The organism is Spirosoma gilvum, assembly GCF_054776815.1.
This window is the reverse complement of sequence record NZ_BAAHBH010000001.1, coordinates 1,122,605-1,137,396: the sequence shown is the minus strand read 5'-3', so window position 1 is coordinate 1,137,396 and position 14,792 is coordinate 1,122,605. Positions and strand designations below refer to the sequence as shown.

Below are 14,792 nucleotides of genomic sequence, written 5' to 3'. Positions count from 1 at the left end.
TTCCCGTATTTATGCATTCACTCAATCGTTACGGTCAATACGTTTTCATTCTCTTTGTCTTTCTGCTTTCCGTCGATACAGCGTTTCCACAATCGCCAACGGCGAATCGTGGCGAAAAGTCCTTGCGCTTGTTCATGATTGGGAATAGCTTTTCGCAAAACGCATCGAAGTACCTACCGGAGTTGAGCAAAGAAGGTGGGCATACGCTCATTATCGGTCGGGCGGAACTTGGGGGCGCACCCCTGCAGCGGCATTGGGAACACGCGGAAGCCGCCGAACGGAATCCCGACGACCCAAAGGGCAAACCTTACGGCGGGAAATCATTGAAAACATTGTTATCGGACGGCACCTGGGATGTTGTCACGATTCAGCAGGCTTCTATCCTTTCCGGCGATGTTGACACCTACCGGCCCTACGCCCGAAAACTGTACGACTATGTCAAAAAACTCCAACCCAATGCAGTCGTGGTCTTTCACCAAACCTGGGCCTACCGCTCCGACTCGAAGGACTTTAGCCGTATTGCCAACGGCGACTCAGCGAAAAATGCGCGGCAAATGTGGGAGAAATCGAGGGCGGCCTATCATACCGTTGCCGATGAACTGAACATACCCATTATTCCGAATGGCGACGCGTTCTGGCAGATTAACGCAAGCAGGAAATGGGGCTATCGGCCCGATGCTGATTTCAACGCTTCTCAGGCCCAATCGCCGACCCTGCCCAATCAGACTCACTCACTGCATGTGGGCTACTTCTGGAATAATGGAAAACTAGCGTTTGACTCTCACCACGCCAATGCGGCAGGCTGCTACCTGGGCGGGTTGGTCTGGTATGGTTTCCTGTTCAATGAATCTCCCAAACGGCTGACATTCGTTCCTGCTGAAGTTGACAAAGCGTTTGCCCGCCGACTCCGTAAAACCGCCTGGTCGACCGTAAAAAAGGAGGACAAAAACTACAGACTTCAAGCTGTTCATTATAGACTATTTTAAAGCCTAATAGAAAACAAAAACAGACAACTTTGTCATTTCGACCGAAGGGAGAAATCTCAAGGTTTTTGAACTCTCCGATCAGGAAATTCGTAAGATTCCTCCTTCGTCGGAATGACAAAAACCACACAAAATAAACGGTTTACATGCGCCCAGGCCTTCCCTGCTTACTTCAGCGCTCTTGCCAGCACCCGCACAAGTTGTATAATCAATACAGGCACAAGACCAGCCGCCAGTATCAACTCGAATTCGGTGATGGTCATTGGCTGAATGTTGAGCACATCGTGCAGCATCGGCACAAAATACGTGAACGCCAGAATCGCCAGACAAAGCGCAATGGCATACCAGATATACCGGTTACGGGTGATTTCGTTGACGAAAAACGACCGCTCCGAATGCAGGTTGAACACGTGCATGAGTTGCGCAAATGACAAGGCATAAAACGTCAGGTTGTTGCCCTCATCCTGATTTAGCCCGAGCAGCCGCGTACCGAGCACATACGTCCCCAGCACCGCAGCCGTCATCGCCAGTGCATACAAAACCACCGTCCGCCAGTCGCGGGTGTCCATAATGGGTGTTTTGGGATCGCGGGGCGGCTGCTCCATCAGGCTGGCGTTTTCTCGGCCAACACCCAGCGCCAACGCCGGAAAAACGTCGGTTACGATGTTGATAAACAGAATTTGCAGCGGCAGCAATGGCGTTCCAACATTCAGAAAACCGGCAAACGTAACCACAAAAATCTCGCTCAGATTACACGACAGCAGGAACAGTACGAACTTGCGAATGTTCTCAAAAATGACTCGTCCCTGGGCAATAGCGGACACAATCGACGTAAACGAATCGTCCTTCAGAACCATATCGGCGGTTTCGGCAGCTACTTGTGTGCCGCGAAGCCCCATGGCGATGCCGATGTCGGATTTTTTAAGCGCGGGGGCATCGTTTACGCCATCGCCGGTCATGCCCACAATGTCGCCCTCCTGCTGGTACAGGTCGATCATGTCGAGTTTCTGGGCCGGACTAACGCGGGCAAACACCCGGCAGTCGAGCAGTTTCTTTTTCTCCTCGGTTGTGAGCTGGGCAATCGGCTTGAGGTCTTTTCCGGTCAGAACGATTTCTTCGCCGGGCTCAATCAGCTTTACTTTGGAGGCAATGGTGAGCGCAGTGGCCGGATGGTCGCCGGTAACCATAATCACCTTGATGCCCGCTCGTCGGCAGGATTCGAGCGAAGGTGTTACCTCGGTCCGGGGTGGGTCCAGAAACCCGATCAGCCCCAGATAGGTCAGGTCTTTATCAGCAAAATCGTCGCCGGGTCTGGTCATCTTATCAGTTTCACGATACGCAAAGGCCAACGTTCGTAATCCGTCGGCTGCCATCTTTTCCGAAATCTCGTACTGCGCTTTCCGGGCTGTTTCATCCATAGACACCGAGCGTTTCATGACCTCTTCAGCGGCTCCTTTCACGGCCACTACATACCGGTTTTCGTGTTCGTGCAGCGTGCCCATAATGCGGGTATCCGAACTGAACGACCTTTCTGCCTTGCGGGGATAATCACGGTTGAGCCAATCGGGATTTTGACCGGCAGCTATTGCAAATTTCAGCAACGACACTTCCACTGGGTCACCTACTTCCCGCGCGTTCCCGTCTACAATATCGTAGTCGGCATTGTTGCAGAGTACGCCAATCTGAACCAGTTTCTGAAACGCTTCCGACTCTGCAATGTCGTTGTCGCCTGCTACAATCCGAAGCGTTTGCTTTTCGGCATCTGCCTGCACTTCCGCCGACCGATCGGGCAGTTGTACGGTGTTGACCTCAATGCGATTCTGGGTAAGCGTGCCGGTTTTATCCGTAAAAATGACATTCGTGCCGCCCAGCGTTTCAACCGCCGACAGTCGTTTGACAATTACTTTCTTATCGGCCAGTCGCAGCATTCCGTAGGCCAGTGCGATGGTCGCCACCACCGACATGCCTTCCGGAATAGCGGCAATGGCCAACGCCAGCGCCGTTTCGACTAACCTAAGCGGCTCCTCGCCCCGAATTAGCCCAACGATCAGAAACAAAACGGCCAGCCCGACCGTCACCCAGATCAGTACCTTGGCCAGGGCATCCAGCTTTTCTTCGAGCGGTGTGGCCGACCGTTTGGCCTCCTCCACCATCGTGGCAATTTTACCCAGCTCCGTCTGTTGTCCGATACCCGTCACGATGGCCCTCCCATTTCCGGCGGTTACCGCCGTTCCTTTGAACAACCGGTTGAGCTGGTCCCCCAGTGGCGCATCCCCGGCAGGTAGCTCTGTATTTTTATCGACGGGCAACGACTCGCCCGTTAGTGCCGATTCATCGACCTGCAACTGATTGACCAGAAACAGATTCGCATCGGCCGCTACCAGATCACCGGCCTCTACAACCAGCACATCACCAATGGTTACGTCTTCGGAAGCGATTTCGCGTATATGCCCCTCCCGCAACACCCGAGCGGGGGTACTATCCAGTTTTCGGAGCGCGTCCATCGACTGCCGGGCGTTCCATTCCAGCACAAAACCCGTAACGGCGTTGATCAGCAATACGGCGATGATCGCAAACCCTTCGACGGTATCACCCAGAAAAAAGGAGATTCCAGCCGCAGCCACCAGAATGTAAACAATGACACCCGTAAACTGTCGCAACAGGATTCTCAATACACTTTCACGTTTGGTTTCCTGTAAAGCGTTCGGCCCAAATTCATCCAGCCGGGAACGGGCTTCGTTGGCCGATAGCCCCTTTCTGGGATCAGTAGCTAAGTCTTGGAAAAGTCGCTCGGAATCCAGTTGATGGGGCTGATTGGGAACGATGGGTGTCGGCATGATTGGGTATCAGTGAGGGGAAAGGCAAAGTACTACTTTAATCCCATTTTAATACACATAAATTCGTCTTTACTCGAACCTGTTTAAACTTTCTCTAATCAAGCTATAATGGATGTATTTTGTCATCCCGACGCAGGAGGGATCTTCGGACGGAGACCATTTAATCGGCTCATCCGAAGATCCCTCCTGCGTCGGGATGACAAAAAAGCCATTGAAATTAAAGTTTAAACAGGTTCATCAATTAGTTATTCCTTGCTCAAAGAAAATGCCATTGACAATTTCGTTTTCGATCTGCCGCCAAAACACTAGCGATTTACAGCTTCTTTCGTCTATTTTTAAGCGCAAAGTTGAAAGTTATTCACGAAAAAGACATTCTGCCATGCCAGCCGGTATCCCCATCGAACTAGACAGTGCCGTTACGACAATTATTGTTCAACGCCCGTATAAGAAGCAGGTTGAGGCTTATGAAAACTGGTTAAACGAAATTGTGCCGCTGGCTCAGTCATCGCCCGGTCATCGAGGGGTAAATATTATCAGGCCACACGGTAGCAGCGATGAATACACCATTGTGCTGCACTTTTCGTCGGAAACGAATCTGCGCAACTGGCTGGAGAGCGACACGCGCCGACGTCTGATTGAGCAGGTGCGCCCGCTGCTTAACACCGACGAAACGATAGACATAAAAACCGGCCTGGAATTCTGGTTCACCCCACCGAAGGCCAGTAATAGAGTGGCGTCCCCTTACAAACAGTTTCTGATCACGCTATCAGCCATTTACCCGCTGTCGATGCTTGTTGCGTGGCTCCTTGCGCCTGTTTTTTCGGCACTGCCTTTGTTATCGACGCTTTTCGTTAGAGCGTTTCTGACAAGCGCGGTTATTGTCGGACTGATGACGTTCGTAATTATGCCCCGCTATGTTCGACTGGTAGCCAACTGGCTTTTTCGATAAGCAGAATATTTAGGTAAACTCAATCAGGAACTCGGTCCAGCCATCGGGTTTGGTCTGGAGCGAAAACGGGAAGTGATGGTTCAGGAGAATTTCGCGGGTTACGGTCAGGCCGATGCCCTGCCCGTCGGGTTTGGTGCTGTAAAACGGATTGAACAGATTAGCCGCTGTCGATTCGGGAATTGGGTGGCCGTTATCGCGAATCAGGAGGGCCGTAGTCGTTCCGACAACCTCAATCCGGTCGCCCGGCTCGCAGGCTTCGAGTGCATTTTTGATGACGTTGACTAGCACCTGCTCCACCTGTTCGACATCGATAGACCGAACGTTGGTGCTATTCGCTGTGTACGTAAGGCTGACATGTCTCCCCTCGGCCTGCCGCTGCATCAGTCGTACCACGTTCCGGGCAATATCGCTGACATCGGCCGACTGTCGCTGGGGTTGAGGCAATCGAACCACATCGGCAAACCGACGCATAAAATGGTTCAGGCGGTCGTTTCGCTCAACGGCCACGCGCAGTGCATGTTGCACGTCGGGTTCATCGACATACGACTGAGTAACGCCCAGTATGGAGTTAACTGCGCCAATGGAGTTGTTCACCTCGTGCGCCATCATCCGAATCACCTTACTATAAGCGCTCTTTTCGGTCGCCAGAATCTCCGGCGTTAGCTCTTCAATGATCAGGAATGACCGACGGAAGCCCCGATCCATGAAATTCGATCGCTGCACTTTGTAGGTTTCAATACCGTTTGGCTTCATCACACGCGAGTCGCCATCGGTCATATCGGCCATTTGCGCCAGCAGCGAAAACCCAATCTGATCCAGTTGTTTGGCCACTACGTCATCGGGCTGTACCGACAGAAGCTGACAGGCTCGTGGGTTAATGGACGCAATTCGCCCGTCGAAGTCGAAAATCAGGATGGCAATCGGAGCGGCTTCGATCAGCTTTTCCAGAAAAAACTGCTGTTCAATCTGCCGGGTGCGCTCCTGCCGGAGTTGGTCGATCATCAGGTTATACACGGTTATGAGTTCATCGACCTCCCGATTACCCGTCGGCACGAATTTGACTGTAAAATCTTTATCGCGAATGGCTTCAATCCCCGACGCGATAAACTCTGACGGTTGCTGAAACTGGCGGTAGATGCTGACGGCCACATAGATTGACACCAACAACCCTAGCTCGCTGGCAATAAACAGGGGCTTGTTCTTCTCTAAAAGCAGAAACAGCAGTCCGCCAATAGCCAGGTGAATGGCAATGATATACAGCAGGTATCGGGTTCGAAAGCTAATGTGCATGGGCAGAGGGCATGGGGCGAAGGGCAGAGGGTATGGGGCAAAGGGCATGGGGATAAATCGACTCTTTCCCCCTGCCCTTCGCCCCATGCCCTTACCCCTTTGCCCTATGCATCTTCGTACGGGATTCCAAATTTCTCCAATCGGCGGTAGAGTGCAAAACGGGTGATGCCGAGTGCCCGCGCTACTTTCGCGACCCGGTTCTGATGAAAGGCCATCGCCCGCTGAATCATCTGGTACTCCATCTCTTCTAAAGTCATGGTACCAACGTCTGGCAGGGAGCGCGGTGCCAGGTGCTGGGTGCTGGTCTTTTGCGGGAGATTGCGCTCGAAATCGTCGGGCTGGAGTTCGGTATTGGGCGAGAGTAGTACGGTTCGCTCAACGATATTCTTAAGCTGGCGAATATTTCCCGGCAAGGGTAGATTTTTCAGCCACTTCTGAGCGGCCGCACTAACGCGCAACTCAGGCCGGTTGTAGATGGTTTTCAGGTTGTTGACAAAGTAATTGACCAGCAATGGAATGTCGTTGGGGCGCTCCCGAAGGGCGGGCAACCGGACGGTAATCAGGTTGATACGGTAGAACAGGTCTTCACGAAACTGCCCCTTACTGACCATTTCTTCCAGATTTCGGTTGGTCGCGCAGATGACTCGAACATCAACCGTACGGGATTTACTGCTACCCAGCGGTTCAAAGGTCCGGTCCTGTAATACCCGCAATAGTTTAACCTGACTGGCGGGGTCGAGATCACCGATTTCGTCCAGAAAAATAGACCCTTTATTGGCCAGCTCAAACCGACCGACGCGGTCGGTTTTGGCATCGGTAAACGCACCCCGTACATGTCCAAAGAGTTCGCTCTCGAACAGCGTCGACGATATGCCGCCCAGGTTAACCTTCACAAATGCCTGTCGTTTTCGGCGGCTGTTCTGGTGAATGGCTTCGGCAATCAGCTCTTTACCTGTTCCGCTTTCGCCCGTAATGAGCACCGGTGCATCGGTTGGTGCCACCCGCCCAATGGTCGTCAGAATATCCAGCAGATTAGGGTCTTCGCCGACGATATTTTCAAACTGAAACTGCTGGTCAAGTTTCCGTCGGTTGGGAGACGTTGGCGTGGGTTGCGCCAGATTCAACGTCGTTCGCACCGATTGGACAATGTGGTCGTTTTGCCAGGGCTTGGTAATGAAATCTTTAGCACCAGCTTTCATACCTTCTACGGCCAGGTCGATGCTACCCCAGCCTGTTATTAGAATTACGGGCACATTAGGCAGTCGCTCTCGAATCCGGCGCAACAACCGAAGCCCATCATCGCCCGACGTATCGACCGAGAAATTCATATCCAGAATAATCGCTTCGGGCGTTTCCAGATCCAGCACCTCGAACGTCTCGAACGGCCCATCGGCTACCCGAACGGTGAACCCTTCTTTCCGAAAGAGTAAAGAGAGTGAGGTCTGAATGGCAATATCGTCGTCGATGATGAGGAGCATATGGGCGGGGTGCAGGGAGCGTGGAGCGGGGAGCGGGGGTGTGGAGCGGGGGCGTGGAGCGTGGAGTGGGGAACCTTACTGATTACACCTTGCTCCCTGCTCCACGCTCCCTGCACCTCGCTCCTAGCCCCTTACTACAATTGTTTTCTGGAAACTATTAATTTTTCGGCTGAGATGTTCGAGCCTGTCAAATAAGTCTTGCTTTACAGTTTCGGAAATGTGTTGCCTACGCTGAATGACAACCAGAATATTGGCGCATTCATAGCAGGAACGACGGGCATAGTTTAAAAAATGATAGAATTCTTTCGACGAAGCAGAACCTGATCCTTCACAAATATTATTGGAAATACTCATTGTTGCACCTCTCAATTGCTCGGCAAACCGATATAGTCGTTTTACTTCCAATTCATCAGCAATATCCAACAGACTATCTCCTATTTCAATAGAAAAATGCCAAATCTCTAAATTCTCAAATCGAAATTGACTCTTCATAAAAGTATACTGTAGTTTAAATTAAGCGACAATATACTTATTTGCAGGGAGCTTGGTGCGTGGAGCGTGGTGCGTGGTGCGTGGTGCAGGGAGCAAATCAGTAATGTACCCTACCCCTGCTCCATGCTCTCTGCACCTTGCCCCAAGCTCCACGCACCCTGCACCCCGCTCCACGCTACTCTTCATGCAAGGCAACGGCGGGTTGAATTAAGGCGGCCTGACGGCTGGGGAATAAGGCGCAGAGCGTGACAATGCCGTAAATGACGGCGATGGCAATCAGAATGGCGGTTATATATACCCCGGCCTGCACGTCGAACACGTTCAGCAAGGGGAACTGGGCGGCAAAGAGTAGACCAATTAACATGGCAAAGGTCGCCAATACCCAAATTTCCCCGACAAACTGCGACGAAATGCCAGCACCCGTAGCACCAATAGCCCGCCGTAATCCAATTTCGCCACGACGTTTGGCAATACTCAGGTTCAACACGCCAAACAGACCAAGAGCGACATTGATCAACAGAAAGCTGGAGACAATCAGGGCAATAATGATCGGTACCTGTACCAGGTTATGCTGGTTTTTCCGGGAATCGGTCAGGTAATCGACCTCAACACTCCACCCTTTTGCCATCGACGCAATCTCTTTTACGATTTTAGCTTCGAAAACGGCGTCGGTTCCGGGTTTCACTTTAATCAGCATGGTATCATTCCAGACCGCATCCGCTTTCACCAATTCAAAAAGTGCCGGTTCGTTGGTCATGTATTCGCCTTTGGCCTTGAAATTATCGACTACGCCAACGACGCGAAATTTCTCACCAATAATCTTACCCAGCGGGTTTTCATCCCCAAATAGTCCTTCTTTGGTTTTTCGATTAATGAGCACTGGAGTGTATTTTCCAATGCTATCGATATCCCGATACCAACGGCCTGCAACAACGGGGATGTCAAGTGTTTTGGCAAAATCTTCATCCGCCACGTAAAAATCGGCGATGACCTTCCGCTTCTGGTATTCAATCCCGTTGTTCATCTGATTGGCCGAAAAAGGGAAGTTGCTGCTCATGCGCGAAACCGATGTTACTTCAGGATACGCCCGTAATCGCTGCTTGATCCGTTGTAATTTCTCGGCCACATCAACCGTATCCTGATTGCTTTTCAGGCCCAACGCCCACACGTTTTCGTACGAAAACCCGATCGGTTCCCGGTAATTCCTGACGTTTATGACGATCAACGTAGCCAGACCAAACAAGACCATAAACGAAGCCCAGATCTCCACCATCAATAAAGCGTGGGTCTTCTTCTTGTTCCAGATAAGTTTAAACAGATGTTGTAGCATGATAGTATGTATTGGGGTAAGGGCAGAGGGCGTGGGGTAAGAGTGGAGCGTAAAGTTGTATACCTGTCACCCTACGCCCTTACCCCTATACCCTATGCTTTTAACGCTTCGGCGATGGTAAGTTTCGACATGCGGAGGGCGGGTAATACGCCTGAGAGGAAACCAAAAACCAGACAAACCAACAAGCTGACCAGGAAAACATTCAGGTTGATCGTCAGATCAGCATAGGCAATCCAGCCACTTGCGTTGATCAGATGTATAGCGATCAGCGTCAGCACCAGGGCTATTGTACCTCCTAGCAATGTGATGAATACATTCTCGATGATAAATTGCCAGACGAGCGTTCGGACGGGCGCACCAAATGCTTTTCGTATACCAATTTCAGAAGCTCGTTCGAGAATTCGGCTGACGTTGACATTGACCAGATTGATCGCTGGCAAACCCATCAGCATGAGCATGATAAAAGTGATGACTCCAAAAAAGATGGTCCTCAAACTGTTGTTTTCGCCGATAATCGTTCCAACGAAATTCTCCATGTAGGGATCGCATCTCACTTCCAAAGCCCAGTATTTAAAACCATCTTCCACAGCTGGTAATGGTAACTTGTTGATGCGGCTCTGGAATTCGTCCTGAATGCTGGGGAAATCAGCTTTATCCCTGGCCAGAACCATAGCGACATACCCTCCCCGCATGCCACCTCGCTGGTAATTACTTTTCGGAGTCGTATAGGGAAAGTACACATCCGAATACGTAAATGGCCGGGTAATGGGGCCGCTTCTGACTACGCCAATTACCTTATAGTCAATACCTTCAATTTCGATTTGTTTTCCAACGACAGATTCGGCATCATCAAAATACTGCTTTTTCAGGTCGTCGGTAATGACGGCTACGTAATCGCCATTGGCAATGTTCTGTTCGTTGTACGGCTTTCCTTCGAGAAACTCAAAATCGGCAACCCGCCAGAATTCGGCATCGGTAAACTTGGTATTGAGCTTGATTTTCTGCGAGCCTACATACGCATTGGAAGTATTGACGAAGGTGCAGATGGTTGACCGTTCGGGGGTTTTCAACGTTTTGACGTAGTCCGTTAAAAACTTAAAACTCATTGGCCCCGAACTCCGGCCAGTACGTGCCGAATCACGCTGATCCATCTGCATGATGTACAGCGTACGATCCCGCTTTGTTTCGGGGTAGTGTGTCCCGAAAATATGGTCGAGGAACGACGTGAGCACCATCAGCACCGTTAGGGTCAGGCTAATGCCGAAGAGCGTAATGAAGGTATAAAACGGGTGCCGCAGCAGGACCTTCCAGGCGATTTTTATGTAATTTACTAGCATAGGGCAGAGGGGTAAGGGCAGAGGGGGTAAGGGAGTGGACAGTGGGTTCGAGGCAGTGGGTATGGGATACAATCGATGCTTTCCCTATCTCTTACCCCTCATGCCCTCTGCCCTTTCCCCTATACCCTCTGCTCAAGTGATTTTTGAAAATTTGTGATCTTTCGACTTAATTCTTCCAGGCGATTAAATAGGGATTGCTTCATTTCCTCTGTAATAAAATTACGTCGTTGCAGAAGAATTAAAATGTTAGCACACTCATAGCAGGAACGTTTAGCGTAATTTAGAAACTGGTAGAATTCCTTCTTCGATGCGGAGCCTGAACCTTCGGCAATGTTGTTCGATATACTCATCCCGGCTCCACGAAGCTGTTCGGCAAAACGATATAGTTTTCGTAATTCCATAGCATCGGCTATATCAAACAGGCTGTCACTGATTTCGATACTTATTTTCCAGATTTCTAAATCTTCGAAACGAAATTTCCGAATTAGCATAGGGATAAGGGTTTGTGGCAAACGAGTCTGCCGGTAACTGTTTTGTTTATCCAAACTGAGACATCTGAAAGCGACTAAAGTATCATCCATCTTCTGCCCTTACCCCTATGCCCTATGCCCTCTGCCATTACAACACTTGCGTTCCGTCGAATAACCTTACCAGCCGGTGGGTGCGTTTGGCCATTTGTTCATCGTGCGTCACCATCACGATGGTAGCGCCGTCGTTGTTGAGCTGTTGCAGAATATTCATGATTTCGTTGCCCATCGCACTGTCGAGGTTGCCGGTCGGCTCATCGGCCAGAATGATGTCGGGGTTGCCGACGATGGCACGGGCAATGGCAACGCGCTGTTTCTGCCCCCCCGACAACTGTTTCGGGAAATGCTTCATGCGGTTGCTCAGGCCCACTTTCGTGAGGGCATCTTTGGCGTAATCCTGACGCGGGCGACCGTTGGCCGAGCGATACAACAACGGAATCTCTACATTGTCGAGTACCGACAGGTCGTTGATCAGATGGAAGCTCTGAAAAATGAAGCCAATCTTCTGATTCCGAAGATGCGCCAGTTCTTTGTCGCGGTACTGTGTAACGGCCTGCCCGTCGATCTCGACGGTTCCTTTCGAAGGTTCGTCCAGTAGCCCCATCACGTTCAGGAGCGTACTTTTTCCGCAACCCGACGGTCCCATGATGGAGACAAATTCACCCTTTCGGATATTCAGGTTGATGTTGTTCAGCGCCAGCGTCTCGATGGTGCTGGTCCGGTAAACTTTTTCGATGTTTTGAAGGTGTATCATTGGCTGGGGGCATGGAGCTTGGGGCATGGGGATAAGGGTTGTGACTGAATCACCCTATGCCCTTACCCATTTGCCCGATGCTATTTTATTTTCTGGTTTGTTTCAAAATCATACAGTGTCAATAAACGCAGGGTGTAATGGGCTTGCCAGAAATCGCGCAGGGCGAGAATGGCATCCCGGCGGGCGCGGTCTTTTTCCTGCGTGGCAATACTTAAGTCGGTCACACTCAGATCACTTAGCTTGAAGCGATCCTGGGCAATCTGATAGCGGCTTTGCCCAATCTGGTCGGCCTGAGCGGTGAGCGTTACCTGCTGGCGAAGCATCTGCAAAAGCGTTACCTGGGTGAAAATTTCCTGCTCAAACGTCAGTTTATCCTGCTCTACGGTTTGCTGGGTCAGTTCGCGGGCTGCTTTTGCCGTTTCGACCGTTGCCTGCGCCCGGCCCCAGGTCATGATGGGCAGGGTAAACTGCAACGAGACGTATTCGCGGTTCTGCGGTTTCGTATAGATATCACCCAGATTCGGGCCCTGGTTCGACAAGCCATATCCGGCCGTCAGTAAGGCATTCAGGCCGTTATTTTTTCGAGCCTTGTCCAGATCACGGTCGGCTTCCAGTTGCCGACGCCGGAAAGCAATCGCGGCCGACCGGTTGGCAATGGCTTCGTCGAGTGCCCGCTTCACATCGACAGTCAGCATGGGGAGCTGATTGGGAATGACCAGTTCGAACGGCCGTTCATCCCGCGCCCCAATAAACGTTTTGAGTTTCAGCGAAGCCACAGCCGCTGTCTGCCGAGCCGACGCCAGATCCTTTTCGGCACTCAGCACACCCATTTGCAACTGCAACAGGTCGTTCTGCGAGATCTTGCCCAAATCCAGTTTATGGAGCGCAATCCGGTAAAGTGTGTCGTTATTAGCCCGGTTCGTTTCGGCAATCCGCAGATTGACCTGAGCTACCAGCAGATCGAAATACAAAGTTGTGGCCGATAGCGAAACCTGTTCCAGGTTTTCGATAAGCTGCTGATTTCCTTCGGCATACAGCAACGGCTGAATCCGACGATCCCACCGCATGACGTTGAACTGAAAAAGAGGTTGGGTCAGGCCAATGCCAAACGGGACACCATTATAGAGCGTGTTATTCTGGATAAAATTATCGAACCGCTGAATCTGCTTCTGAATAAAAATGGTTCCGCCTGTTGGGGCAATCGTCTGGCTGAGCGACAGATTGAGCGTCGAGTTGTTGTATGATACGGGCTCAAACCGGATGTTGCCATCGGGCTGTATAACCTGAATATACGACCGCGTAAAATTCGGCAAGGTTCCGTCCAGACTAAGCTGGGGTTTAAACTGCGCCAGAAACGCCCGGTACGACCAGACATTGGTGCGTTGCTGGGTAGCGGCCCGTTTGGATGCCACCGACTGAGCCTGGGCCAGTTGCAGTACCTCGTTCAGCGTCATCACCTGGACCTGACCGAAGGTTTGCCCCGCCATCCCCAGTATGCCGAAAAGAAAGATGTAAAAGCGGTTCATACGGTTAGCGTTTCGGGTCAATGGTGATCTCTTCCAGATGCTCATACTTGCTCAGATCGGTCAGGATGATCTGCTCACCCGGCTGAATACCCTGCTTGATTTCCACAAAATTGAAGTTGGAGAGACCAACGGTAACTTCCTGTCGATGGGCGACCTGACTCCCTTTGGGCAGCACATAGACAAACTGTTTCCGTTTTCCTTTAAACGCGGGTCCGTTAGGCACCCGAACGGCATTAGCGGTTCGGTCGGTCACCACAAAGACATCCGCTTTCATATTGGGGCGCAACGAGGTATGGCGGTTGTCGTCCAACTGAATCACAAACTGAACGACCCCATTCTTGACGGCGGGCTTCACCTGCGTAATCTGCCCCCGAAGCGACGTCTCGTTTACTTTTACAATAACTGGCAACCCTACTTTCACCAGGTCGGCGTACACATCCGAGCACGAACCTTCGACCCGGAAACTGGCCAGATCGGCCAGTTTAGCCAGCATTTCGCCTTCATTCACGGCCGAACCAATGTTTTCATTCACCCAGGTCAGCACACCCGGTCGGTCGGCGACGATGTCGGCCTGCTTCAGTTTATGCTGAAGTTCTTTCAGATTCTTCTCTTCGATCTGAGCCTGTATGGTCGTTTCGCGCAGGCTGGCCCCCATCGACTGCCGGTTATACGTCAGGTCGTTTTCCAGTTGTTTCTTTTCCAGTTCGGCTACACGCAGGGCATTTTCGGCTCGGGTAACATCTTCGGCCGTGTTTCCGCCTACTTTCTGCAACCGACGGACACCGTCGAGTTCGGCTTTTAGTTTGCTGATGTTGAGCTGTTTAATCTGGTCATTCACCTCGGTATCATACAGACTTTTATTTAGTTTCATCCGCAACTGATCGATGCCATTTCGTTTCAATTCGAGCTGGTCTTTTATCTTTTCCAGCTCAATTTCTGTCAGCGATTTATCGAGGTCGAGGATGGGCTGACCGGGTTTTACGGATGTACCGGGCGTAAGCAGAACGCGCCGGATGCTGGCCCGGATGGGGCTAGTGATGATCTGTTCGAACGCTGGAATAACCTCGCCCGTGGCATCGAGCGTATTTTCAACGGGCCCTACCTCCGCTGTAGCCAACCGTATCTTTTCTGCTTCGACAGAAGTTTTCAGCGCATCGCGCGTCCAGGTTAAGGCAACGGCCACCACAATAACGGCCACCACACCCACCAGCAGGTTTTTATTGCGACTTCGGGTGACGACCTCCGGGGCTAGTTCTCTGTCCATTTTCTGTGTTGTTCTTCACAGATAA

12 protein-coding genes are annotated in these 14,792 nt (G+C 51.3%); 2 read left to right on the top strand and 10 right to left on the bottom strand.

The annotated features are described in order from the left end of the window. Positions 1-11: 11 nt before the first annotated feature. Positions 12-986: a DUF4886 domain-containing protein gene (locus tag ACYVFD_RS04535; protein ID WP_461088564.1), complete on the top strand. Its 975-nt coding sequence runs from the start codon at positions 12-14 to the stop codon at positions 984-986. Between the two features lie 164 nt (positions 987-1,150). Here the strand turns inward: ACYVFD_RS04535 and ACYVFD_RS04530 are convergent, their stop codons facing one another. Continuing rightward, complete coding sequence (locus ACYVFD_RS04530) at positions 1,151-3,820, bottom strand: cation-translocating P-type ATPase (RefSeq protein ID WP_461088563.1); 2,670 nt, start codon at positions 3,818-3,820, stop codon at positions 1,151-1,153. Between the two features lie 379 nt (positions 3,821-4,199). Here ACYVFD_RS04530 and ACYVFD_RS04525 point away from each other — a divergent pair, with 379 nt between their 5' ends. Further along, positions 4,200-4,769, top strand: a complete 570-nt coding sequence (locus ACYVFD_RS04525; protein ID WP_461088562.1) for an antibiotic biosynthesis monooxygenase — start codon at positions 4,200-4,202, stop codon at positions 4,767-4,769. A gap of 9 nt (positions 4,770-4,778) precedes the next feature. Here the strand turns inward: ACYVFD_RS04525 and ACYVFD_RS04520 are convergent, their stop codons facing one another. The 9 genes from ACYVFD_RS04520 to ACYVFD_RS04480 form a co-directional block, all read right to left on the bottom strand. Beyond that, positions 4,779-6,059 (bottom strand): sensor histidine kinase, encoded by a 1,281-nt coding sequence (locus tag ACYVFD_RS04520; RefSeq protein ID WP_461088561.1) that lies wholly within the window; start codon positions 6,057-6,059, stop codon positions 4,779-4,781. Positions 6,060-6,163: 104 nt separating this feature from the next. Further along, positions 6,164-7,537, bottom strand: coding sequence for a sigma-54-dependent transcriptional regulator (locus ACYVFD_RS04515; protein ID WP_461088560.1), 1,374 nt, complete (start codon positions 7,535-7,537; stop codon positions 6,164-6,166). Positions 7,538-7,660: 123 nt separating this feature from the next. Continuing rightward, positions 7,661-8,029 carry a four helix bundle protein gene (locus tag ACYVFD_RS04510; RefSeq protein ID WP_461088559.1) on the bottom strand — a complete coding sequence of 123 codons (369 nt, stop codon included), beginning with the start codon at positions 8,027-8,029 and terminating at the stop codon, positions 7,661-7,663. A 175-nt stretch (positions 8,030-8,204) separates the two neighbouring features. Further along, positions 8,205-9,359, bottom strand: coding sequence for an ABC transporter permease (locus ACYVFD_RS04505; RefSeq protein WP_461088558.1), 1,155 nt, complete (start codon positions 9,357-9,359; stop codon positions 8,205-8,207). Between the two features lie 92 nt (positions 9,360-9,451). Continuing rightward, positions 9,452-10,696, bottom strand: a complete 1,245-nt coding sequence (locus ACYVFD_RS04500) for an ABC transporter permease (protein ID WP_461088557.1) — start codon at positions 10,694-10,696, stop codon at positions 9,452-9,454. A gap of 119 nt (positions 10,697-10,815) precedes the next feature. Then, positions 10,816-11,187, bottom strand: a complete 372-nt coding sequence (locus tag ACYVFD_RS04495) for a four helix bundle protein (RefSeq protein ID WP_461088556.1) — start codon at positions 11,185-11,187, stop codon at positions 10,816-10,818. A gap of 127 nt (positions 11,188-11,314) precedes the next feature. Continuing rightward, positions 11,315-11,977: an ABC transporter ATP-binding protein gene (locus tag ACYVFD_RS04490; RefSeq protein WP_461088555.1), complete on the bottom strand. Its 663-nt coding sequence runs from the start codon at positions 11,975-11,977 to the stop codon at positions 11,315-11,317. 80 nt (positions 11,978-12,057) lie between these two features. Further along, entirely contained in the window at positions 12,058-13,503 is a 1,446-nt protein-coding gene (locus ACYVFD_RS04485; RefSeq protein ID WP_461088554.1) for a TolC family protein, read from the bottom strand. 4 nt (positions 13,504-13,507) lie between these two features. Continuing rightward, positions 13,508-14,767, bottom strand: coding sequence for an efflux RND transporter periplasmic adaptor subunit (locus ACYVFD_RS04480; RefSeq protein ID WP_461088553.1), 1,260 nt, complete (start codon positions 14,765-14,767; stop codon positions 13,508-13,510). Between the last annotated feature and the right edge of the window lie 25 nt (positions 14,768-14,792).

Excerpts from the sequence above, each read along its gene's own strand:
- ACYVFD_RS04535 (WP_461088564.1), top strand. The coding sequence starts at position 12 with ATGCATTCACTCAATCGTTACGGTCAATACGTTTTCATTCTCTTTGTC.
- ACYVFD_RS04530 (WP_461088563.1), bottom strand. The coding sequence starts at position 3,820 with ATGCCGACACCCATCGTTCCCAATCAGCCCCATCAACTGGATTCCGAG.
- ACYVFD_RS04525 (WP_461088562.1), top strand. The coding sequence starts at position 4,200 with ATGCCAGCCGGTATCCCCATCGAACTAGACAGTGCCGTTACGACAATT.
- ACYVFD_RS04520 (WP_461088561.1), bottom strand. The coding sequence starts at position 6,059 with ATGCACATTAGCTTTCGAACCCGATACCTGCTGTATATCATTGCCATT.
- ACYVFD_RS04515 (WP_461088560.1), bottom strand. The coding sequence starts at position 7,537 with ATGCTCCTCATCATCGACGACGATATTGCCATTCAGACCTCACTCTCT.
- ACYVFD_RS04510 (WP_461088559.1), bottom strand. The coding sequence starts at position 8,029 with ATGAAGAGTCAATTTCGATTTGAGAATTTAGAGATTTGGCATTTTTCT.
- ACYVFD_RS04505 (WP_461088558.1), bottom strand. The coding sequence starts at position 9,359 with ATGCTACAACATCTGTTTAAACTTATCTGGAACAAGAAGAAGACCCAC.
- ACYVFD_RS04500 (WP_461088557.1), bottom strand. The coding sequence starts at position 10,696 with ATGCTAGTAAATTACATAAAAATCGCCTGGAAGGTCCTGCTGCGGCAC.
- ACYVFD_RS04495 (WP_461088556.1), bottom strand. The coding sequence starts at position 11,187 with ATGCTAATTCGGAAATTTCGTTTCGAAGATTTAGAAATCTGGAAAATA.
- ACYVFD_RS04490 (WP_461088555.1), bottom strand. The coding sequence starts at position 11,977 with ATGATACACCTTCAAAACATCGAAAAAGTTTACCGGACCAGCACCATC.
- ACYVFD_RS04485 (WP_461088554.1), bottom strand. The coding sequence starts at position 13,503 with ATGAACCGCTTTTACATCTTTCTTTTCGGCATACTGGGGATGGCGGGG.
- ACYVFD_RS04480 (WP_461088553.1), bottom strand. The coding sequence starts at position 14,767 with ATGGACAGAGAACTAGCCCCGGAGGTCGTCACCCGAAGTCGCAATAAA.